Annotated in this window: 18 protein-coding genes; 6 read left to right on the top strand and 12 right to left on the bottom strand. The window is 58.2% G+C overall.

The features are described from left to right. Nucleotides 1–85: 85 nt before the first annotated feature. Nucleotides 86–1,255, top strand: a complete 1,170-nt coding sequence (locus IEX77_RS04115) for a PepSY-associated TM helix domain-containing protein (protein WP_188807847.1) — start codon at nucleotides 86–88, stop codon at nucleotides 1,253–1,255. Nucleotides 1,256–1,531: 276 nt separating this feature from the next. Then, nucleotides 1,532–1,906, top strand: coding sequence for a hypothetical protein (locus tag IEX77_RS04110; RefSeq protein ID WP_188807846.1), 375 nt, complete (start codon nucleotides 1,532–1,534; stop codon nucleotides 1,904–1,906). Nucleotides 1,907–2,290: 384 nt separating this feature from the next. Here the strand turns inward: IEX77_RS04110 and recG are convergent, their stop codons facing one another. The 12 genes from recG to purN form a co-directional block, all read right to left on the bottom strand. After that, the gene (gene recG / locus IEX77_RS04105; RefSeq protein ID WP_188807845.1) at nucleotides 2,291–4,390 is read right to left on the bottom strand and encodes an ATP-dependent DNA helicase RecG; all 2,100 of its coding nucleotides are present in this window, start codon (nucleotides 4,388–4,390) and stop codon (nucleotides 2,291–2,293) included. A 27-nt stretch (nucleotides 4,391–4,417) separates the two neighbouring features. Next, nucleotides 4,418–5,083 (bottom strand): 2-C-methyl-D-erythritol 4-phosphate cytidylyltransferase, encoded by a 666-nt coding sequence (locus IEX77_RS04100; protein WP_188807844.1) that lies wholly within the window; start codon nucleotides 5,081–5,083, stop codon nucleotides 4,418–4,420. Further along, nucleotides 5,083–5,298 carry an exodeoxyribonuclease VII small subunit gene (gene xseB, locus IEX77_RS04095; protein WP_009432559.1) on the bottom strand — a complete coding sequence of 72 codons (216 nt, stop codon included), beginning with the start codon at nucleotides 5,296–5,298 and terminating at the stop codon, nucleotides 5,083–5,085. The genes IEX77_RS04100 and xseB overlap by 1 nt, the downstream gene beginning before the upstream one ends. An 80-nt stretch (nucleotides 5,299–5,378) precedes the next feature. Further along, the gene (rodA, locus tag IEX77_RS04090; RefSeq protein ID WP_188807843.1) at nucleotides 5,379–6,851 is read right to left on the bottom strand and encodes a rod shape-determining protein RodA; all 1,473 of its coding nucleotides are present in this window, start codon (nucleotides 6,849–6,851) and stop codon (nucleotides 5,379–5,381) included. Nucleotides 6,852–6,859: 8 nt separating this feature from the next. Beyond that, complete coding sequence (gene mrdA / locus IEX77_RS04085) at nucleotides 6,860–8,719, bottom strand: penicillin-binding protein 2 (RefSeq protein ID WP_188807842.1); 1,860 nt, start codon at nucleotides 8,717–8,719, stop codon at nucleotides 6,860–6,862. A 9-nt stretch (nucleotides 8,720–8,728) separates the two neighbouring features. After that, nucleotides 8,729–9,253 (bottom strand): rod shape-determining protein MreD, encoded by a 525-nt coding sequence (locus IEX77_RS04080; protein ID WP_188807841.1) that lies wholly within the window; start codon nucleotides 9,251–9,253, stop codon nucleotides 8,729–8,731. Continuing rightward, nucleotides 9,246–10,115, bottom strand: coding sequence for a rod shape-determining protein MreC (gene mreC / locus IEX77_RS04075; protein ID WP_188807840.1), 870 nt, complete (start codon nucleotides 10,113–10,115; stop codon nucleotides 9,246–9,248). Before mreC ends, IEX77_RS04080 begins: the two co-directional genes overlap by 8 nt. A 21-nt stretch (nucleotides 10,116–10,136) precedes the next feature. Next, nucleotides 10,137–11,156 carry a rod shape-determining protein gene (locus IEX77_RS04070; RefSeq protein WP_009432586.1) on the bottom strand — a complete coding sequence of 340 codons (1,020 nt, stop codon included), beginning with the start codon at nucleotides 11,154–11,156 and terminating at the stop codon, nucleotides 10,137–10,139. A gap of 26 nt (nucleotides 11,157–11,182) precedes the next feature. Further along, a complete protein-coding gene (gene purH, locus IEX77_RS04065) occupies nucleotides 11,183–12,700 on the bottom strand; it encodes a bifunctional phosphoribosylaminoimidazolecarboxamide formyltransferase/IMP cyclohydrolase (protein ID WP_188807839.1) in 1,518 nt (505 codons plus the stop codon). 580 nt (nucleotides 12,701–13,280) lie between these two features. Next, on the bottom strand, nucleotides 13,281–14,087 hold the full coding sequence (locus tag IEX77_RS04060) for a Cof-type HAD-IIB family hydrolase (protein WP_188807838.1): 807 nt from the start codon (nucleotides 14,085–14,087) through the stop codon (nucleotides 13,281–13,283). A 39-nt stretch (nucleotides 14,088–14,126) separates the two neighbouring features. Then, nucleotides 14,127–16,886, bottom strand: coding sequence for a DNA polymerase I (polA, locus tag IEX77_RS04055; RefSeq protein WP_188807837.1), 2,760 nt, complete (start codon nucleotides 16,884–16,886; stop codon nucleotides 14,127–14,129). A 311-nt stretch (nucleotides 16,887–17,197) separates the two neighbouring features. Beyond that, nucleotides 17,198–17,767, bottom strand: coding sequence for a phosphoribosylglycinamide formyltransferase (gene purN, locus IEX77_RS04050; protein ID WP_188807836.1), 570 nt, complete (start codon nucleotides 17,765–17,767; stop codon nucleotides 17,198–17,200). Between the two features lie 165 nt (nucleotides 17,768–17,932). On the opposite strand from purN, the gene IEX77_RS04045 reads away from it, so the two are divergent. The 4 genes from IEX77_RS04045 (at nucleotide 17,933) to IEX77_RS04030 (ending at nucleotide 21,947) form a co-directional block, all read left to right on the top strand. Beyond that, a complete protein-coding gene (locus IEX77_RS04045; protein WP_009432584.1) occupies nucleotides 17,933–18,169 on the top strand; it encodes an acyl carrier protein in 237 nt (78 codons plus the stop codon). Nucleotides 18,170–18,201: 32 nt separating this feature from the next. Continuing rightward, a complete protein-coding gene (fabF, locus tag IEX77_RS04040) occupies nucleotides 18,202–19,458 on the top strand; it encodes a beta-ketoacyl-ACP synthase II (RefSeq protein WP_188807835.1) in 1,257 nt (418 codons plus the stop codon). Between the two features lie 45 nt (nucleotides 19,459–19,503). Next, entirely contained in the window at nucleotides 19,504–20,301 is a 798-nt protein-coding gene (gene rnc / locus IEX77_RS04035) for a ribonuclease III (protein ID WP_188807834.1), read from the top strand. 326 nt (nucleotides 20,302–20,627) lie between these two features. Then, nucleotides 20,628–21,947: an OmpA family protein gene (locus IEX77_RS04030; protein WP_229770791.1), complete on the top strand. Its 1,320-nt coding sequence runs from the start codon at nucleotides 20,628–20,630 to the stop codon at nucleotides 21,945–21,947. Nucleotides 21,948–21,971 lie beyond the last annotated feature (24 nt).

Genomic DNA, 21,971 nt, shown 5'->3' with positions numbered 1-21,971 from the left:
GCACCGTGAGGCGCATAAGCGAGGCGCATTCGATCAGGTTCCCCAGCTCCCCGAGGAGGGAGCCTTTTACTTAGATAGCCGAGTTATGACTGTACGCAAACTCTTCAAGAAGCTCCATCTGTGGCTCTCCCTGCCCTTTGGGCTTATCATTATGACGACCTGCCTCACGGGGGCTCTGCTCGTCTTCGAGAAGGAAATCACCGAGTTGGTTCGTCACGATAGCTATACGATACCCGTGCGCAAGATGCAGAGACTCTCCCTCCAGTCCCTCCTGGAGCGGGTCGCCCGCGAGACGCCCGATAGCGTGCAGATCACGAGCGTCACCATACCCTCTGACTTCCGCCGCGCCTATACCGTGGGGCTCTCTAAGCCTCGTCGTGCGGGAGTCCTTGTCGATCCCTATACGGGAAAGATCGTGGGGCAGAGCGGGCGCCTCCCCTTCTTCACTACGGTACGCGAGCTACATCGCTGGCTACTCGATAGTATGAAGCCGGATAGCGAAGGGATCTTCTGGGGGCGCGTCATCGTGGGGACAAGTACCCTCCTCTTCGTCTTCATCCTCCTCACGGGGCTCTTCCTCTGGTGGCCGAAGAAGCTCAAGGGCGTAGGGAAGCGCCTGAAGATCTCGCTTGGTCACGGGCGTCAGCGCCTCTTCACTGACCTGCATACGGTCGGTGGGGTGTATGTCTTCGTACTCCTCTTGGCGATGGCTATGACGGGGCTTACGTGGTCCTTCGAGTGGTATCGCACGGGCTTCTATAAGGTCTTTGGTGCCGAGATGGCCGAGGCGGGCAAGGGTGATAAGGGCTCCAAGAAGGATAAGAGCAAGGATGCCCCCCGTGAGGAGGGCGCCGAGCAGGCCAAGCTCCCTGCCTCCTATATCTATTGGGAAGAGGTCGTGGAGTATGTCATAGAGGTCTCCGAAGCAGACTATACAGAGATCACGGTCAAGGATGGGGAGGTCGAAGTCCCCCTTGCAGGGCTGGGCAATAGCCGTGCTGCGGATAGCTTTCGCTTCAACAAAAAGACGGGGCAGATGACCGAGTACAAGGCTTATCGTGAGGTCAAGCGAGACAAGAAGCTCCGCGGCTGGATCTATTCAATTCACACGGGAGCTTGGGGCGGTCTCTTCACGCGTATCTGCTACTTCTTAGCGGCACTCTTCGGTGCATCGCTCCCGCTGACGGGCTACTATATCTTCTACCAGCGTAAGTGGGGGAAGAAGCGTAAGGCTAAGGGCGGAAGTAAGGCTTAGGAGATCTGACTCCAGGATAGGCGCTCGTAGTAGATCTCGTGGAGGCGATGGCGGAGGATCAGGAGTGAAAGCCCTGGGTCGGCTATGTGTAGGTTCGGCAGTGATCCGATGTATTCAGCTATGTCAATCTCCTGTCAGGCTAACTCGAATGTGCGCTCCTAAAATATCATTCTTGCAAGAAAGCATATCTTCAATATCTTTGTGCCGGAAAATCAATCTCAGATATCTGGGCTTTGTTCCAGTAAAGACAAATCGTTATTACTATAAGCAACTTGTATGAGTAAATTCATTCGACTGCTAACACTCACGTTAGCTCTGGTTTGCACCTTTATCTCCTGTAAGAAAGATGAAGATGCCGTATATGGTGGGAAACCCTATAGTTTGGATGGAACAACCTGGACTTCTTCAATGTCGGATGATGGAGAGTATACGTCCTTTCGCTTCCTTTCAGGAATGCAATATGAGAAGCGTATTCTGGATAAGAATGCTGTCCTTACTGAGATTGAGCTCAAGGGGCGTTACGATATAGTAAAACACGATGGTAAGTGGCGTGTGCGTCTCTATAGAGGTAATGACCCTCGTTATGGTATGTATGTAGACTTTGACAAGGGGATTATGACAGATCAAGGAGAAGAATACAGGAAGCAGTAGCTTCATCTACCTCAACAACTTTAGTGCGTTCGGTATAAGCGGTGGCTTATATCGAACGCACTTCTTTTAGATACAACGATAGTAAATCCCGCTGACGGAGTGGGGGAAGAAGCGTAAGGTGAAGAGCGGAAGTAAGGCTTAGGAGATCTGACTCCAGGAGGGGCGTTCGTAGCGCCTATCCTTAGCGGGCCTCGGGAGGGGCTGATGCGAACCAGTACTGGTCAGCGATCGGACCAGTACTGGTAACATATAGTGACCACTACTACTTCGCGCGTCGACCAGTACTGCTCGGATCACTGACCAGTACTGGTTACTTTTCCCCTATGAGCAAGAATCACTCATAGAGGAGGTATGAAGGATAGAAAGCTTGTGGGAAAGAGCGGCTTAGGAGATCTGGCTCCAGGAGGGGCGCTCGTAGTAGATCTCGTGGAGGCGATGGCGCAGGATCTCGTTCTTCGGGAGCTGTAGGTCGGGGTCTTCGCTGAGGATCTCCTCGGCGAGTGTGCGGGTGTACTGCACCATAGCGCCATCGAGGGCAGGGTTGGCGATACGCAGGCTCAGCTGCTGACCGCTCTGACGCGTGCCGTCGATCTCCCCGAAGCCACGCAGACGCATATCCTCTTCGGCGATGACGAAGCCATCATTCGTCTCTACCATGATAGCGATGCGGCGCTTGGCATCTTCGCCGAGGTCCTTGCCCGTGACGAGGATGCAATAGCTCTGGCTGGCACCACGGCCGACACGTCCACGGAGCTGATGGAGCTGGGAGAGCCCGAAGCGGTTGGCACCCTCGATGACCATCACCGAGGCGTTGGGCACGTTCACACCGACCTCGATGACGGTGGTCGCCAGGAGTATCTGTGCTTCGCCCGAGACGAAGCTACGCATGGCCTCGTCCTTCTCATCGGGCTTCATCTTACCATGTACACGCACGATCTTGCGGTGGGCGAAGTGCTCGCTGTATCTACGGAAGCCTTCGTCGAGCGTGCGCATCGACTCCTCTTCGCTCTCCTCGATCATAGGGAAGACGACATAGGCCTGACGGCCCTCCTCCAGCTGACGCTCGAGGAACTGATATACCCGATACATCTCGCTCTCACTCTGGTGGTAGGTCTCGATAGGCTTGCGCCCGGGTGGGAGCTCGTCGATTACGGAGATATCGAGATCGCCGTAGAGGGTCATAGCGAGCGTACGTGGGATGGGCGTAGCGCTCATGATGAGGATGTGCGGGTGGATCTGCTCGCCCTTCTGCCACAGCCCCGAGCGCTGCACGACACCGAAGCGGTGCTGCTCGTCGATGACTGCCAGCCCAAGATGGGCGAACTGTACCACGGGCTCTAAGAGGGCATGCGTGCCGACGATGATCTTCAGCGCGCCTGTGCTGAGGTCTGCGAGGAGGCGTGTGCGCTCCTTCTTCTTCGTGCTCCCGATCAGTAGGCCTACCTCGATACCCAGCGGTGCGAGGTATTCGCAGAGAGAAGCGTAGTGCTGACGGGCGAGGATCTCGGTGGGCGCCATCATACACGCCTGATAGCCGTTGTCCACGCTGAGAAGCATGGAGAAGAGCGCTACGAGGGTCTTCCCGCTCCCTACATCCCCTTGGATGAGGCGATTCATCTGACGGCCGCTGATGACATCGGCTTGGATCTCGCGGATGACACGCTTCTGCGCATCCGTCAGGTCAAAGGGCAGACTCTCATAGAGCCCACGTATGGCATCGCCGACACGTGGCAGGAGAAGCCCAGGAGAAGCGGCCTTACGGTCACGCTTCATACCGAGGAGACGGAGCTGGATGAAGAAGAGTTCGTCGAACTTCAATCGTCTGCGTGCTGCCTCCAGTCCCTCCTTCGTCACGGGGAAGTGGATCTGCTCGATGGCCTCGGCGTAGGACATAAGGCGTGCCCGCTCGATGATCTCGGGGGTGAGCGTCTCGGTGATGTGGGGGACGCAGGCCTCCTTCAGCACATAGAGGAGCTGGCGCATCTGGCGGCTATTCAGCCCAGCGCGGGTGAGCTTCTCGGTGAGTGGATAGACGGGCATGAGGCCACCGCTAACCTGTGCGGCCTTCGACTCCTCATCGATCTCGGGGTGGCTGATGCTGTAGGCGCCGTTGAAGAAGACGGGCTTGCCGAAGACGAGGTACCACTGCCCCGGGATGTAGCGCTGGCGGATGTAGGGCATGGAGCGGAACCATACCAGCTCGATCGTGCCCGTGCCATCGGTGAAGTACGCGACGAGGCGCTTTTTACGCCCCTCGCCCACCTCCTTGAAGTCGCGGATATAGCCCTTCAGCTCCACGTGGGGCATCTCGCCTCGGAGCTCACGGATCTGGTAGATGCGTGAGCGGTCGACGTACTTCGTAGGGAAGTAATGCAGGAGGTCGAGGTAGGTATATAGGTCCAGCTCCTCGGCGAGCGCTTTCGCTCTCCGTGGTCCGACACCTGGGAGGTAGGTCAGTGGGGTGAGGAGGAAGTCCTTAGCCATCGTAGCGCCTGCCCTTCGTGGGCGGGGTTAGTCCAGAAGGAGATCAGCCAAGAGGAGGTCTCTCGGTGTGGTGAGCTTGATATTCGTCTCTTCGCCTTCGACGAGCGTGATAGCGCCGAGGCCAGCAGCTTCGTAGACCGAAGCGTCGTCGGTGAACTGCGGGCTGAAGGGCTGCTCATAGGCACGGTGTAGGCGCTCGAGGTCGAAGGTCTGTGGGGTCTGTACCGCACGGTAGTGGGCTCTATCGACCGCCTCGTTCGTGTCGTCCTCACCGAGGAAGCGCAGGCTATCGGTGACGGGGCAGGCTGGTAGAGCGGCGCCCGTCTCTTCGGCTACCTCGAAGGTGCGGCGAATCAGCGTGCGTGACACGAGCGGACGCACCCCGTCGTGGACGGCAACGAGGCCCTCAGCGGGGAGCTTGCTCAGCCCCAAGCGTACGGAGTCGAAGCGCGTGGCGCCACCCGTGGTGATACGGTGTGGGAGGGTGAAGTGATGCTCGGCACAAAGCTCTTGCCAGAGGTCTTGCTGCTCTGCGGGGAGCACGAGGATGAGTTCCTCGACCTCGGGGGCGAACTGCCGTAGCGTGTGCATCAGGACCGGCTCACCACGCAGGGGGAGGAACTGCTTCGGCAGGTCGGCACCCATACGCAGGCCGCGCCCGCCAGCGACGATGATAGCGTAGCGATGTGCCATTAGCCTTCGGCTTGAGGGTCTTCGCTGAGCTGTGCCATGAGGCTCGTGAGCTGCTTGTCAGCCTGCGTGAGTTTCTCACGGCAGTGCTTCGAGAGCTCGACAGCCTCCTTCACGAGACCCGTGAGCTCGTCTACATCGGGGCTCTCGCTCTCGATGCGGCGGACGATCTCGTCGAGACGGCTTGCCGCTTCCTTATAGGTCAAGTCTTTTTTCATCGTATGTCTATGTGTTGGTGCCACGAGATGGTGGCGGGGGATACGTGCGTCTACGGCATCCAGAGCGGCACACTCTTGCCTTAGCGGGCGGTGTGCTGCTTGCGACGGGAGTCGATGCCGAGGAAGATGAAGAGCAGGAATGTGAAGCCCCATAGCGAGGAGCCCCCATAGCTGAAGAAGGGTAGGGGGATACCGATGACGGGGACGAGCCCCAGCACCATCCCCACATTGATGAAGAGGTGGAAGAGGAAGATCGAGGCCACACAGTAGCCATAGACCCGCCCGAAGCGTGTCACCTGCCGCTCGGCAAGCGCCACGATACGCAGGATGAAGACGGCGTACATGATGAGTAGCGCCGTCGAGCCTACGAAGCCCGACTCCTCTCCGACGGTGCAGAAGATGAAGTCCGTCTCCTGCTCGGGTACGTAGTTCAGCTTCGTCTGTGTGCCCTTGAGGAAGCCCTTACCGGTGAGCCCACCCGAGCCGATAGCGATCTTCGACTGGTCGACATTGTAGCCCTTCCCCTTGAGGTCGCTCTCGATGCCGAGGGCGATCTTGATACGTACCTGCTGGTGGGGTTGGAGGATATCGTTGAAGACGTAGTTCACCGAGTAGAAGAAGCCGAGCGATCCGATGGCGAAGATGGCCATCAAGAGGTAGCGCAGGAGGTATTCGCGCAGGGCGAGGTAGAAGAGTGTACCTACGGCGATGACGACGAGGGCTACAGCCACATAGGCGAGGTTGAAGGCGACGAAGAAGTTCACTACTCCTGCGATGAGATACACGCCGAGGACAGCACCTACGGCATAGAGGAGGTAGCGCCAGCGGTTGCGCCAGTCCTGGGTATAGACGGCGTAGAGGGTGGTGGTGAAGACGAGGATAGCGTTCGAGACGAAGAAGAGGTCTGCGTCCGTAGCACTCCACCACAGCGTGTCCTCTAAGACAAGCGCCCCGATGAAGTACACCGCTGCCGAGGCACTGAGCCCCATGAAGAGCCCCGAGAAGCCTTCGCGGAAGAGAGCAAGGAAGAGCGCGAGGAAGACCAGTGCCGAGCCCGTCTCCTGCTGTAGGAGGATGAGCCCGATGGGGAAGAAGATGATAGCGAAGATCTTCAGATAGCTGCGTATCGACTCGATCTTGAAGTCATACTGATTGCATAGCCACGCCAGCGTGAGGGCGGTGGCGACCTTCGCAAACTCCGCCGGCTGTAGGCGCACCGGCCCTAAGACGAGCCACGAGCGTGAGCCCTTGATATCCGGTGCGATGACGATCGTCACCATCAAGAGGAGCATCATCGCCCCATAGAAGATCGGGGCTCCCACCTCATAGATATCGGTGTCGAGCGAGATGACAGCGAAGCCTAAGACCAGCCCGAGGCCGATCCACAGCAGCTGCATCATCGGGCGACCGCCAGGGCTTAGCAGCGCCTCCGTCTCGAAGTTGTACGAGGCGCCACAGATGGAGAGCCAGCCGAAGAAGACCATGATGAGGTACATCAAGATCGTCACCCAGTCGATGGACTTATAGAAAGGCTGTGAGGAGGACTGTCGCATGGCGGGCGCTATATATCGTTGAGGTAGGAGATACTGCGGTGCTCCATCGAGGAGGCGATGGCCTCGCCACTGCCCGAGAGCTTGCCGTCACGGAGGTAGTATTCCATCATCACACGGCCGATAGGTACACCGAACTGCGCCCCGAAGCCCCCGTTCTCGACATAGACCGAGACAGCGATGCGTGGCTTGGAGCGAGGCGCGAAGCCGATGAAGGCCGAGTGGTCCTTACCGTGGGGATTCTCTGCCGTACCGGTCTTACCACATACCTCGATCTCACCAGGAGCGAAGTTCGCAGCACGACACGTACCGCCCGTGACAGCGCCAGCCATCCCTGCGACGATATACTCCCAGTTCTCGCGGGAGATCCCTGAGGGCTGGTGGTTGTGGTACATCGAGTCCAGAGGCATACCGCCGATGGAGTGCACGACGTGCGGGCGGATGTAGTAGCCGCGGTTGGCTATGAGGGCAGCGAGATTCGCTATCTGCAGGGGCGTGGCGAGCACTTCCCCCTGCCCGATGGCAATGGAGATGATGGTGTGGCCGTTCCATGCGCCCTTGTAGAACTTATCGTAGACGCCGCTATTGGGGATATATCCGCGCTTCTCACCCGGCAGGTCAATACCGAGGCGGTAGCCGAAGCCGAGGGAGACCATACGCTGCTTCCAGTGCTCCAGAGCGACGGCTGCCGAGGGGTAATAGCGGCGGTCGTCGAGCATGAAGTGCAGGCCCCAGCTGAAGTACGCATTACACGAGGTGGAGAGTGCGGGGATGAGTGAGATGGGCGAGCCGTGGCTGTGGCATTTGGGTCGGTTGCCCAGTGGTGGGTAACCGTGATGACAGGCAAGCGCTGTGGAGGGTGTGAGGACTCCTTCCTCGAGGAAGATAGCTCCCTGCGAGGGCTTGAAGGTTGAGCCTGGAGGGTAGTTCCCTTGGATCGCGCGGTTGAGGAGGGGCTTACCGAAGGTCTCCTCGAGCATGCGGTGGTTGGTCCCCTTGCTCTTGCCTGCGAGGAGCTCGGGATCGTAGTTCGGTGCCGTGACGAGGGCAAGGACCTCACCCGTCTCGGGCTCGATGGCGACGATAGCACCACGCTTACCGCGCATCATGCGCTCGCCCAGCTCTTGCAGGCCAGCATCGATGGAGAGTGTGAGGTCACGCCCTGGGACGGGAGCACGGTCGTGCGAACCGCCATCCAGACGTCCTTGGATACGGCCACGGGCATCGCGGTAGAAGATCTCCTCACCCTTGATGCCACGCAGTACCTCTTCGTAGGTGCGCTCTACCCCGCTTCGTCCGACGAAGTCCCCTCGCATGATCGTGCTGTCACGCTCGAGGTCGGTAAGGCTGGCTTCGGAGAGGTAGCCCAAGAGGTGGGCGGCATTGTGGTAGTTGTACTGTCGGACGGTACGGGAGCGCACCGAGAAGCCTGGGAACTTATACAGCTGCTCCTCGAAGCGTCCTACTTCCTCGGGCTCAAGCTGTGAGAGGAAGACCTGCGGGGTGTAGGGGTTGTAGCCACGATTGATACTGCGGTCACGTACGGCGGTGAGCTTCTGGACGATCTCCTCGCGAGGTAGGCCAAGCGTATTTGCAAGTAGTGTGGTGTCGAGCTTTCCCTTCGCCTCGTGGTTCACGATCATCAGGTCGTAGATGGGGCGATTGGCCACAAGGAGCTGTCCCTTGCGATCGTAGATGACGCCACGCGAGGGGATGGTAGAGAGGATGAAGTAGGCATTATTCTCCGCCCGGCGCTTGTAGTCATTGCTGGCTACCTGCAGGGTAAAGAGGCGGATGATGAAGATGGTGACGATGGCGAAGGTGAGGCCGATGATCAGCCACCGTCTACGGAAGAGCTCGTCGTTGACCATAGGAGAGCATCACTTCGAGCGAGCCCCTTCTCCCGTGCCGAAGAAGAAGAGGGTCATCACCGCCAGCACCCATGAGAAGGCATAGCCCGAGGCGAAGCTGATGATGATATGTAGGGCCCCCATGCGCATCCCTGCGGCCTGGAGGATATAGAGCGTGACATGGTGCACGAGCAGGAGCAGCGTGATGAGCATCACCGAGCCTCCACGTAGCGTGGGGAAGAGGGGCAGGGCGTGCGGTATCGTGTTCTTGTCCGTGAGCAGTGAGAGGATAGGCTGGCGCATGAAGGCTGTCAGCGTGAAGGCCGAGGCGTGTAGGCCAGGCGTGAGGCTGAAGATATCGATGAGCATCCCTACGGCGAAGCCCGAGATCGAGAGTACGGTGCGGTTCGTGTCTACGGGCAGGAGCAGCAGCACGAAGGGATAGAGGTAAGGGGTCGCCACACGGAAGAGGGCGATGGGACTCAGTACCCACACCTGCAGGGCCACCAGAAGGAGGGCGAAGAGGATGAAGCGCAGATAGGTGGAGCTATTCATTGGGTCTGATCGAGTCTTCGAGGGCGCGTACCTCATGGGTGGGCTTCTCACGGATCACGTAGACGTAGCGTAGACCCTGGAAGTCCGTGGAGAGGTGCACAGGATAGTTGGCGAAGGTCCCAGCGCTGCCCTTGACGCGAGCGGGGACGGAGTCGGCGATCGTCCCGACCATCATCCCCTCGGGGAAGAGGTAGGAGTAGCCACTCGTGGTGATGGTGTCACCGATCTGGGGGTGGGCGTGTGGGGGGACGTTGCTGAGGATCGCCTCATTGGCATTCGGGCTCGAGGAGGCTGTGAGGGTGCCACTGACCTCCTGCCCGAGGAGGGTACATGCCAGGCGAATCTTCGGGTTGAGGACGGGGATGACGAGCGCGTAGTGGTCGGAGACCGCCATCACGGCGCCGACGACGCCCGAGGCACTCATCACGCCCATGTCGGTCTCGATGCCGTCACGGCGCCCCTTGTTGATGGTGTAGTAGACCTCACTGGTGTGCGTCACACGATTGACCACTCGGGCGATGATGACTGCCGAGGGATCGATGGGGAGGCTGTCGGTAGCGTGCAGACGAGGCAGCAGGCCGTGGGCTTCGGCGTCCTGCATCTGACGTGCCAGGAGGGTATAGGCCGTACGTAGACGCGCATTCTCCCTCAGCAGCTCCTCATTGCGAGGGCGCAGGCCTACATAGCTCCAGCCCTCGGTCATCAGCTCATTGACCCGCCCAAAGACGGCACTCGTCGCGTACCAGCCGAGGCTCCTCGAGTAGAGGGAGCCACTTAGGTACGTGACGAGAGCGATCGTCTCCAAGATGAGGAAGACGAACCAGTGTCTATGCTTCTGGAGGAACTCTAAGAGCTTATCCACGGGCGGAGTAGGCTACGGGGCTTAGCGGAAGAGGAAGTTGAAGTTGTGGATGTTCTTCAGCGCAATGCCCGTACCGAGAGCTACAGAGTGCAGGGGGTTCTCAGCGATCTTGAAGTCAAGACCGAAGCGCTTAGAGAGGCGCTTGTCGAGACCACGCAGGAGGGCACCACCACCGGTGAGGACGACACCATTGGCGACGATGTCGGCGTAGAGCTCGGGAGGCGTAGCCTCGAGAGTGCGAAGTATAGCGCTCTCGATCTTGCCGATCGAGTTGTCGAGGCACTCGGCGATCTCACGATAGTTGACCTCTACCTTGCGGGGCATGGTGTCCATCATGTTCGCACCCCAGACGGTGAAGTCTGCGGGAGCTTCGTCGAGGTCGGCGTAGACAGCACCTACCTGGATCTTGATCTGCTCAGCGGTACGCTCCCCGACCTTGATCTGGTGCTTCTCGCGCATGTGGTCCATGATGTCCTGCGTCAGCTCGTCGCCAGCGGTGTCGATGGACTGATCCTCGACGATACCACCGAGCGAGATGACAGCGATCTCCGTCGTACCACCACCGATGTCCACGATCATGTGGCCTTCGGGGGCGAGGACGTCGATGCCGACGCCGATAGCTGCTGCCATAGGCTCGTAGATCATGTAGACGTCACGGCCACCAGCGTGCTCGCTGGAGTCGCGTACGGCACGGATCTCTACCTCCGTGCTCCCTGAGGGGATACAGACGACCATGCGCAGTGAGGGGGTGAACCACCCACGGCGGCGGCTGATCATACGGATCATCCCGCGGATCATATGCTCAGCGGCATCGAAGTCTGCGATGACTCCTTCGCGCAGGGGGCGGATCGTGCGGATGTTGGCGTTGCCCTTCTCGTACATCTCGCGGGCCTTGGTCCCGACGGCGATCATCTCGCCCGTGCGGTTGTCGAAGGCTACTACTGAGGGCTCATCGAGTACGATCTTGTCGTCCTTGATGATAATGGTATTGGCAGTACCCAGGTCCATCGCCAGCTCCTGCCTAAAGGAAAATAGTCCCATGCTTATCTATTAGTCGATTCGTATTCTTAGTGCTTGAAGTGACGCACCCCCGTCATCACCATAGCTACGCCCAGGCGATCTGCAGCGGCGATGCTGTCAGCGTCACGTACTGAGCCACCAGGCTGAGCGATAGCGGTGATGCCAGCTTCGGCAGCGAGGGTGACGCAGTCGTCGAAGGGGAAGAAGGCATCGCTCGCCAGTACAGCTCCCTTGAGGTCGAAGCCGAAGTGGCGTGCCTTCTCGATGGCTTGCTTGAGCGCATCGACACGTGAGGTCTGTCCGACACCTGAGGCGATGAGCTGACCGCCCTTGCTGAGGACGATAGCGTTGCTCTTGCTGTGCTTGACGAGCTTGGTCGCGAAGACCAGATCCGTAAGCTCTTCAGCCGTGGGTGCTACCTTAGTAACGGGCTTCATCTCAGCCGTAGTCTCTACTGCGCGGTCGGTCTCCTGAGCCAGCACACCACCGAGCATCGAGCGGTAAGACCAGCGGGCATCGATGGCCTCCTTCTGACGCAGGAGGATGCGGTTCTTCTTGCCTTCGAGGATGGTGAGCGCCTCGGCTTCGAAGTCGGGAGCGATGAGCACCTCGAGGAAGAGTTTGTCGATCTCATGCGCCGTCGCCACGTCGATGGGGCGGTTGGCTACGAGCACGCCACCGAAGGCAGAGACGGGGTCACCTGCCAGCGCATCCGTCCAAGCCTCGAGGAGGGTGGGGCGAGAGGCGCAGCCACAAGCGTTGTTGTGCTTGAGGATGGCGAAGGTGGGCTCAGAGAAGTCCTGGATGAGTGAGACAGCTGCCTCGACATCCTGGAGGTTGTTGTAGGAGAGCTCCTTGCCGTGGAGCTGCTCGAAGTAGCGGTCGAGGTCGCCATAGAAGACGCCCTTCTGGTGGGGGTTCTCGCCGTAGCGCAGGGGCTTAGCTTCGTCTGCCGTGAGGCGGAGAGCCGAGCGCTCCTCGCCGTCGAAGTAGCGGAAGATAGCCGAGTCGTAGTGCGAGCTCACAGCGAAGGCGCGGCGAGCAAAGTGGCGACGCTCCTCAAGGGTCGTGCGAGCACCACGCTCACGGAGGATCTCAAGCAGTGTAGCATAGTCTGCCTGCGAAGGGATGATGACGACGTCCTCGAAGTTCTTCGCTGCCCCACGGATGAGGCTGATACCGCCGATGTCGATCTTCTCGATGATATCTTCTTCGCTGGCGCCCGAGGCTACCGTAGCTTCGAAGGGATAGAGGTCTACGATCACCAGGTCGATGAGGGATAGGCCGTATTCGAGGACCTCCTTTTGGTCGGTCTCGTGTCCGCGGCGGGCGAGGATACCGCCCTGGATAGCGGGGTGAAGGGTCTTGACGCGCCCCCCGAGCATCGAGGGATACTTAGTCAGATCTTCGACGGCAACACAAGGGTACCCGAGCCCTTCGATGAAGGTGCTGGTGCCCCCCGTGGAGACGAACTCTACGCCCTGCTCGTGCAGGAGCTTTAAGATTTCTGCTAATCCTTCCTTGTGGTATACCGAGACAAGTGCTCGACGTATGACCTTCTCCATGAGTTACTAAGCTAAGTCAAAGTGTGATGTAAAATACGGCGATCAGCACCTCACCTCCACTCGGAGGCTATCCGTGCTAAGCTACTAAGCCACACAAAAATAACGATTTTCCCGCAGTGTACCTATCTCACGCGTATCGTGAGGGCTTCTATCTTGCCCGTGAGTATGCCCCGAATCACACTATTACTTCGGCCCTACTACCCCCGCTTGTTTTGTCGTCCTCCTCGTCGGGTAAGTCGCTTACATCTATACGGATAGATGCCTTCATTCAGCGCGAGAACTATCGCAGAGCACTACTCCTAACTTCGTCCCTTGAGGAGAGATTCTTTGGCTCATCTATGGGAAAAGTTCGGTCTACGTACGTGGATCATTTGTCCACGTACGAGCGCTCTAAAATCCACGTGCCTTGTCCTATCGTCTACGTACGTAGATCGAGGGAGTGGAATACGACTTCGGAGCTTTTTCTCGCGGAGGATCAGGCTTTTTCCTATAGTGATTTGTGGGTGCAAGTCCTATAGAAGCGCACGGGCTGCAGTACCGAAGGTGTACTGCAGCCCGCGCGCTGAAGGGGGTGGGGGGCTTAGACGAAGAGGAGCTGCTCGAGGGCGTAGGCCACACCGTCCTCGGCATTGGAGCGGGTGACGAAGTCTGCACGGCGCTGGATATCCTCGGGGGCATTGCCCATGGCGATGCCCGTGCCGGCCAGCTCGATCATCTCGAGGTCGTTGTAGTTGTCACCGATGGCGATGAGGTCCTGCGGGGTCATGCCGAGGACATCGAGGAGGCGAGCGAGTGCACTACCCTTATTCACACCAAGGGGGACGAGCTCGAGGAAGTAGTCGCTCGAGCGGAAGGCGCCGACACGCGTGCCGAGCTGCTCCTTGACAGCGGCCTCGAGCGGGATGAGCTTCTCCAGAGGGCCGACAGCGAGGCACTTAGGGAGGCTTTCCGTAGCAGCCTCGACGAAGCTGGGTACACGCTTGAGAGGCATACCTGTGATGACGACTTCCTTCTCTGCATACGGGTCATCTTCGCGCTCGGTGAGGATGTGCTCCTCGGTGTAGGTGAGGATGTTTGCCCCATGCTCCTGCACGAGGTGGTAGAGCTGGGGGATGAGGTCGGCATCGAGGAGCTGGGCGCTGAGGAGGCGCTTGGAGCCCGCCTCGAGGATCTTCCCGCCGTTGAAGGGCATGAGGTAGCCACCGTAGTCCGCTATCTGCAGAGCTTCGGCCAGGGCTCCGAGGGCTGGGGTGGGGCGACCCGAAGCGAGGATGATGCGGGTGTCGTAGTCTCTCTGGGCACGGAGCAGGGCCGAGCGGACGCCCTCGGTGAGGACGTGCTCCTTGGTGATCAGCGTGCCGTCAATATCAAGTGCTAATAGTTTCATTATTCAGTCTTTGTGGAATATAAATCGGGGGCGAGAGGCTTAGTGCGCATCAAGCCACGTGGGGCCATGGCCGATACTTACCTCGAGGGGTACGCGCAGGTCGGGGTAGACGGACTCCATCGTGCTGCGGACCAGCTCGGTCATCTCGGCGAGCTCGTTGGTGGGGACGTTGAAGTTCAGTTCGTCATGTACCTGCAGGATCATACGGCTCTTGAGACCCCGCTCACGGATAGCGGCGTCGAGACGGATCATTGCGATCTTGATGAGGTCGGCAGCTGAACCTTGGAGGGGAGCATTGATCGCATTGCGCTCGGCGTAGCCACGTACGACAGCGTTCGCGCTATTGATATCGGGGAGGCTACGGCGACGATCGAGGAGGGTCGTCACATAGCCACGATGCTTGGCTTCCTCGACGACGCGTGACATATAGTTTGCCACCCCGGGGTACGAGGCGAAGTAGCCGTCGATAAGCTCCTTGGCCTCCTTGCGGGGGATGGAGAGGCGCTCGCTAAGGCCGAAGGCGGAGATGCCGTAGATGATACCGAAGTTCGCGGTCTTCGCGCGGCGACGCATATCGGGCGTGACCTCCTCGGGTGTGAGGCCATAGATCTTCGCTGCGGTGGCCTGATGGACGTCTTGCCCAGAGTGGAAGGCCTCGATGAGAGCGGGATCTTCGCTGAAGTGCGCCATCAGACGCAGCTCGATCTGCGAGTAGTCGGCGCTGAGGAAGGTGCAGCCTGCATCGGGTACGAAGGCCTCGCGGATGGCACGACCCTCGGGCGTGCGGATGGGGATATTCTGGATGTTGGGGTTGCTGCTGGAGAGGCGACCCGTGGCGGCGATGGTCTGGTTGAAGGACGTGTGGATCTTCCCATCGGGGTAGACGAGGTCGGGGAGCGCTTCGATGTAGGTGCTGAGGAGCTTCTTCACACCACGGTAGTCGAGGATCTTGCCCACGACGGGGTGCTTGTCGCGGAGCTTCTCTAAGACCTCTTCGCTGGTGGTGTAGCCCCCTGTCTTTGTCTTCTTCGCCTTCTCCATAATCTGGAGTTCGTCGAAGAGGGCTTCGCCGACCTGCTTGCTGCTATTGACATTGATGGGGTGGCCGATGAGCGTGCTGATCTCCGTCTCGAGGCGCTCCAGCTCACCCTGTAGCTCGCCTGCTTGGCGTGCGAGGCAGGCCTTGTCAAGACGTACTCCCTCGCGCTCCATACCGAGGAGTACCTTCATCAGTGGCATCTCGATGGTGCGGAAGAGCTCGGTAAGCCCTGCCTTCTCGAGGCGCTCAGCGAAGTACTCATAGAGGAGGTGGGTGATGTGCGTGTCCTCCGCAGCGTAGAACTGCAGGCGCTCGGGCTCGACCTGACGCAGGTCAAACTGCTTCGTCGTCTGCGGGGCGATCATCTCCTCGAAGGGCATCATCTTATAGCTGAGGAACTTCTCCGCCAGCTCGTCCAGGCCGTGGCGCATATCGGGGTAGAGCAGGTAGTGCGCGATCATCGTGTCGAAGTGCTCACCAGCCGTCTCGATGCCGTAGGAGAGGAGGATGTGGAGGTCGTACTTGAGGTTCTGCCCGACCTTCAGCGAGGTCGTGCTCTCAAAGATAGGACGGAGCTGATCGAGGAGTGCCGTAGCAGCCTCGCGCTCAGCGGGTACGTCAAGATAATAGGTCGTCTCTCTGTCGAGGGCGAAGGTGATGGCTACCAGCTCTGCCGTCAGCGCATCGGCGCCCGTGGTCTCGGTGTCGAAGGTGACGACCTGAGCCTTGGCAGCACGCTCGACGAAGGTGGGGAGGGTCGTCGGGGTGAGTACCTCTATGCGCATCTGTGGTACGTCCGTGGGGGCAGGCGTCTCGGCTTCCTCGGTCTCCTCGAGCCCTGCGAAGAGGTCATCGGGTGGGAGGGCGACCTTCTTTGGGGTAGGTGCGGGAGCAGTGCCGAGGACTCGGGAGAGGAGCGTGCGGAACTCCAGCTCCTCGAAGAGTCGGCGTACCGCCTCTTCGTCCTTCTCCCTGCGGGCGTAGTCGCCAGCGGTATAGCTGATGGGCACGTCACGGCGGATCGTCGCCAGATAGTAGGAGAGGCGGATATCGTCTGCGCCCTCGATGAGCTTCTTACCCGTAGCGCCCTTGATCTCCGAGGCGTGGGCAAGGAGGTTCTCCACCGTGCCATATTCGCTGAGGAGCTTCTGTGCGCCCTTCTCTCCGATACCCTTGCAGCCGGGGATGTTGTCCACCTTGTCCCCGAGGAGTGCGAGGTAGTCGATGACTTGTGCGGGAGAGTCGAGACCGAACTTCTCCCGTATCTCGGCTTCGCCCCAGATCTCGTAGCCCCCACCCTGCATCGGGCGGTACATACGGACGTGCTCGGTGACGAGCTGCCCATAGTCCTTGTCGGGCGTGACCATCAGCACCTCGTGCCCAGCACGGGCCGCCAGATCGCTCAGCGTGCCGATGACGTCGTCCGCCTCGAAGTCGGGGACTTCGACAGCGGGGATGCGGTAGGCAGCGAGGAGCTCACGGATGAGGGGTACGGCGATGCGGATCCCTTCGGGTGTCTCTTCGCGCTGCGCCTTGTAAGCGGGGTACTCGCGGTGGCGGAAGGTGCCACCTGCCGGGTCAAAGACGACGGCGATCTCCTCGGGATTCTCCTTCGAGAGAAGGTCCTCGAGCATGAGGACGAAGCCGAAGACAGCGCTGGTATTGCGCCCCTTGCTGTCGAAGCGTGGGGCTTTGATGAAGGCGTAGTAGGCGCGGTAGATCAGGGCGTACGCATCTAGTAGGAAGAGTCGCTGGGCCATATCGGTGGGATGTGAGGGGCTTGTGGAGTGGGAGAGATGATGGATTGTCTGAGGGCGCGCCTGCGGGGGATGCAGTCGGCTCACAGGGACCTATATATAGGTATACAAAAGTACTTACTTAGCCCGTACTGCGAAAAACGGGCGTTTTTCTCGCCTTCCGCAGGTGTGCTTTCTCATCCCCTTAGTGCACGCATATACACATTATATATATGTGCGCCCGCGCGCCACGCGTGAGAAAAAGAGCCACCCCACAGCAGGTCTCGTCGGTGACTCGCTGTGGGGCGGCTTAGTGATGTATGGGAGGAGCCTCCTTAGAGGAAGCGCAGGTATTGGGCGATAGTTGTGGGGAAGAAGCGGTGCTCCAGCTCGTGGATGCGTGCGGCGAGCGTATCGACGGTGTCATCAGGACGCACGGGGCAGGTCGCCTGCAGGAGGTGGCGCCCGTGGTCATAGTCTTCGTCTACGAGGTGGATGGTGATACCACTCTCCTTCGCTCCCGAGGCGATGACGGCAGCATGCACTCGGTTGCCGTACATGCCTTGACCGCCGAAAGAGGGGAGGAGCGCAGGGTGGATGTTGATGATGCGCTCGGGGTACTCCATTATATATATAGGAGTGATGAGGCAGAGATAGCCCGCCAAGATGATGAGCTCGACGCCGTGCTCCTTCATCAGAGCTATCGGGCGCGTGCCTTCACGAAGCTCTGTGCTTGTAAAATAATGACAAGGTACACCCAGTCTTTCAGCCCGCTGGATGACCCCTGCCTGAGGCTTGTTTGTGATGATCATAGCCACCTCCGCCTCGCCTGTAGCGCGGAAATGATGGACGATAGCTTCGGCGTTTGAGCCATTGCCAGAAGCAAGTATTGCTATTTGTTTCATAAATAGTTGTATCTTTGTGCACAAATGGAGCGTATCTGTGCAGTGCGATAAGCGCCGCGCGGGAATACTCCGAGCTACTCCCCTAAGTGCCGCTCATTATATGGTACAAAGGTAGAGCAATGCAGTGTAAAGAAAGAATACATAACTAAGTAAAGAAAAAGAATCATGTCACAGATCAACGAAAAGGTAGTCGAAATCATCGTCGAAAAGCTCAACTGCGAAGCAAGCGAAGTAACCCCTGAGGCAAACTTCTCCAGCGACCTCGGTGCTGACTCTCTCGACACCGTAGAGCTCATCATGGAATTCGAAAAGGCTTTCGACATCCAGATCCCCGATCAGGACGCTCAGACGATCAAGACGGTCGGCGACGCTATCAACTACATCGAAAGCAAGAAGGCTTAATAGCCCTCTCGTCGAGATAAAGGAATTTGCTGATGGAACTCAAGAGAGTCGTCATCACTGGAATAGGCGCTATCTCACCACTCGGGGCTACGGCCCGCGAGACGTGGGAGGCTGTCGTAGCGGGGAAGAGTGGGGCAGGCCCCATCACGCTCTTCGATGCCTCAAAGTTCAAGACCACGTTTGCTTGCGAAGTCAAGGAATTTGATGTCAGCAAGTATATCGATAAGAAGGAGGCTCGCCGCTTAGATCGCTATGCTCAGTTTGCCATGGTGGCAGCCGAAGAGAGTATCGCCGATTCCAAGCTTGACGTAGAGACAGTAAATAAGAACCGTGTCGGGGTCATCATCGCCTCCGGTATCGGTGGTCTCGGGACCTTTGAAGAGGAAGTGCGCGGCTATGACGCCGAAGCAGGTCCTCGCTTCAATCCCTTCTTCATCCCCAAGATGATCTCGGATATCTCCGCAGGTCAGGTGTCGATGAAGTATGGTTTCCACGGGCCCAACTACTCCACGGCTTCGGCCTGTGCTTCGTCTACGAACGCACTGATCGATGCCTGTCACCTCATTCGCCTCGGTAAGGCCGACGTCATCATCACTGGTGGTGCCGAAGCCTCTATCTGCGCTGCTGGTGTCGGTGGATTCAATGCGATGAACGCCCTCTCCACTCGCAATGACGATCCTCAGGGTGCTTCGCGCCCCTTCAGCGCTTCGCGTGATGGCTTCGTCATGGCCGAAGGTGCTGCTTGCCTCGTCGTCGAGGAGCTCGAGCACGCCATCGCTCGTGGTGCACACATCTACGCTGAGCTCGTAGGTACCGGCCTCTCGGCTGATGCTTACCACCTCACGGCTACTCACCCTGATGGGCTGGGAGCCAAGCTGGTGATGACCAATGCGCTCGAGGATGCAGGGCTCTCCCCTGAAGATATTGACTACATCAATGTACACGGGACTTCTACGCCTGTCGGGGATATCTCCGAGTCCAAGGCTATTAAGGAAGTCTTCGGTGACGCTGCCTATAAGCTGAATATCAGCTCTACGAAGTCTATGACGGGTCACCTCCTCGGCGCCGCTGGTGCTATCGAGGCTGTCTTCGCGCTCAAGGCCGTAGAGGAGGACATTGTCCCCCCCACGATCAACCATGCTGCCGACGACGAAGATCCCGAGATCGACTACAAGCTGAACTTCACCTTCAACCAGGCTCAGCGTCGTACCGTCCGTGCTGCTCTGTCGAACACCTTCGGCTTCGGTGGGCACAACGCGAGTGTCATCTTCAAGAAGTACGAGAAGTAATACGGCTCCACAGCCACGTATTATCAAGACTCCCTCTATAGCTCTATGATTATACGTATCGTGCGAGACGGACTTATGAGGCTCTTTGGGCGCAAGCCCAAGGAGCCTCTCTTCCTACTCGTCGAGCTCCTCGGCTTCGAGCCACGTGACCCCGAGCTCTACGACTTGGCTTTCCGCCATAGCTCGGTGAGTAAGACCGACAAGGAGGGTTTCAAGCTCAATAATGAGCGCTTGGAGTTCCTTGGTGACTCGGTGCTGGCCACGGCAATGAGTCATTACCTCTACCAGCGTCACCCACACTGGAACGAGGGTGAGATGAGTAAGCGTCGTGGTGCTATCGTCGGGCGTAAGGTCAATAATGCTGTCGCCCAGCGTATGGGGCTTGATCGCCTGCTTCAGATCCGCCGCGAGGCTCGTCAGGGGAGTACCGATATATATGGTAATACGCTGGAGGCGCTCATCGGGGCAATCTTCCTTGATCAGGGCTATGCCCGTGCCGAGGCGTTCGTCCACCAGCGTATGGTGCCCCTCTTTATGGAGCTTGAGGCAAGCCTACGAGAGCAGACTACGAATTATAAGTCGCTGCTCTTGGAGTGGACGCAGAAGCACCACCTTACTCTTGACTTCCGTATGCTCCAGGAGCCGAAGCGCAGTGGAGCTCCCTTCGTCTGTGGGGTCTATGTCGATGAGCGCAAGGTCGGTGTAGGGAGTGGTCCGAATAAAAAGGTCGCCCACCAGGATGCTGCGCATCGTGCGCTCTTGGCTCTCTGTCAGGCTGATCCTTCGGTAGCAGAAGAGCTGAGTATCCCCCAGGGAGAATTGGGTGTGATCGACTTGCCTTAACAGGGGAGTCCACCTTATTTGCCGCCTCAAGCAACCTTGATCCCCCGATATTGATGTTGTCAATAAGTGGGATCTATTGCATTTACGTATAAAAACGTTATCTTTGCCGTGTGTAAATGTGACCCTATGCGAAGGGCCACAGGATGTGTCCCTGCTTGCGGCTTGCCGCTTTAGGGACTTACTCCGCCTCTCATAGGTGAATGATAGATCCTTGTAAAACAACTCAAGGTCGCCTCTCTCAAGGACTTTGCGTGTGCCTCACGCTGTCTGCCGTAGCCCATCTGTGAGTGTGAAAAAGAACGTATACTCAATAATTAAATATGAATATGATGTTAAGAAAGAGTTTAATTGCTGCAGTTGCATGCCTCTCACTGGCTCCTGCTCTGCGTGCTCAGCAGACGACCGATTCCGTATATACGGTAGAGGTGAAGGATGCTGACAAGTATCGTGTTGAAACGAATCGCTTCGGCGCTAACTGGTTCGCTGGTATTGGTGCTGGTGCACAGATGTATTTTGGTGACCACGACAAGCAGATGCGTTTTGTCGATCGTATCACTCCTAACTTCGAAGCTTACTTCGGTAAGTGGTTCACCCCTGGTATTGGTATCCGTCTCGGTGCTAATGGCTATAAGATCAAGGGGCTGTCTGCTTGGACTGGTCATAACAACGCTGTTGCTCCAGGTGTCAACCGTGGTAACTACGGTGGCTTCATCGTAGACTGGAATCCTGCTACGCGCACTGGTAAGCTTTACCAGCACTCTAACGTAAATTATCCTGTCTTCGAAACCGAACAGCAGTACATTCACGCTCACGCTGACGTGCTCTTCAATGTTACGCAGATGGTCTGCGGTTACAATGAAGATCGCTTCTACTCGCTGATCCCTTACGCTGGTCTCGGCTTCGCTACGACTCTTGAGCGTGCTTCCACGACGGGTCGTCACTCAAATGAAGTGACTGCAAGCGTTGGTCTCCTCAACCGCTTCCGTATCAACCGCGCTTGGGATATCAATCTCGATATCCGTGGTGCTTATGTTGGTGACCACTTCGACCAGGAAGACGTTTCTGCTACGCCTGCTGGTGTTCCTGTTAACACGGCTGGTCGCTGGGGTGAAGGTCTCCTGACCGCTACTGTAGGTGTTAGCTACAACTTCCCCAAGCGTGGCTGGGATCGTAGCACGATCACCACGATCCGCGTCAACGAAAACGTCCTCAACGACCTCCGTGGCCGTCTGAGCGACCTCGAAGGTCAGAACAGCGACCTCCGTCGTCAGCTAGAGGAAGCTCTCAACCGCGAAGTTACCCCCGAGAACGTTGCTGCTGGTATGCCTCTTCTGGTTACCTTCCCCATCAACCGCTGGACGCTCAGCAACAAGGACCGTGTAAACCTCGGCTTCCTTGCTGAAGCTCTCAAGGCTAACCCCAAGCTCGTTTACTCTGTCTCTGGTTATGCTGATAAGGGTACGGGTAGCGTAAAGCGTAACATCTTCCTCGCTCGCAAGCGTGCTGAAGTTGTTTACAACTGCCTCGTTAATGAGTTCGGTGTATCTGAGTCTCAGCTGAAGAAGGATTCGCACGGTGGTGTTGCTAACATGTACTACAACGACCCCCGCTGCAGCCGCTCAGTCCTGTCGAAGGTCGCCGAGTAATCCTCTTACTCTCCCCTACTGACC

This window comes from Porphyromonas pasteri, from assembly GCF_014647755.1.
In the GTDB taxonomy this organism is placed as follows: Bacteria; Bacteroidota; Bacteroidia; order Bacteroidales; family Porphyromonadaceae; genus Porphyromonas; species Porphyromonas pasteri.
This window is presented reverse-complemented; position numbering and strand designations above follow the sequence as displayed.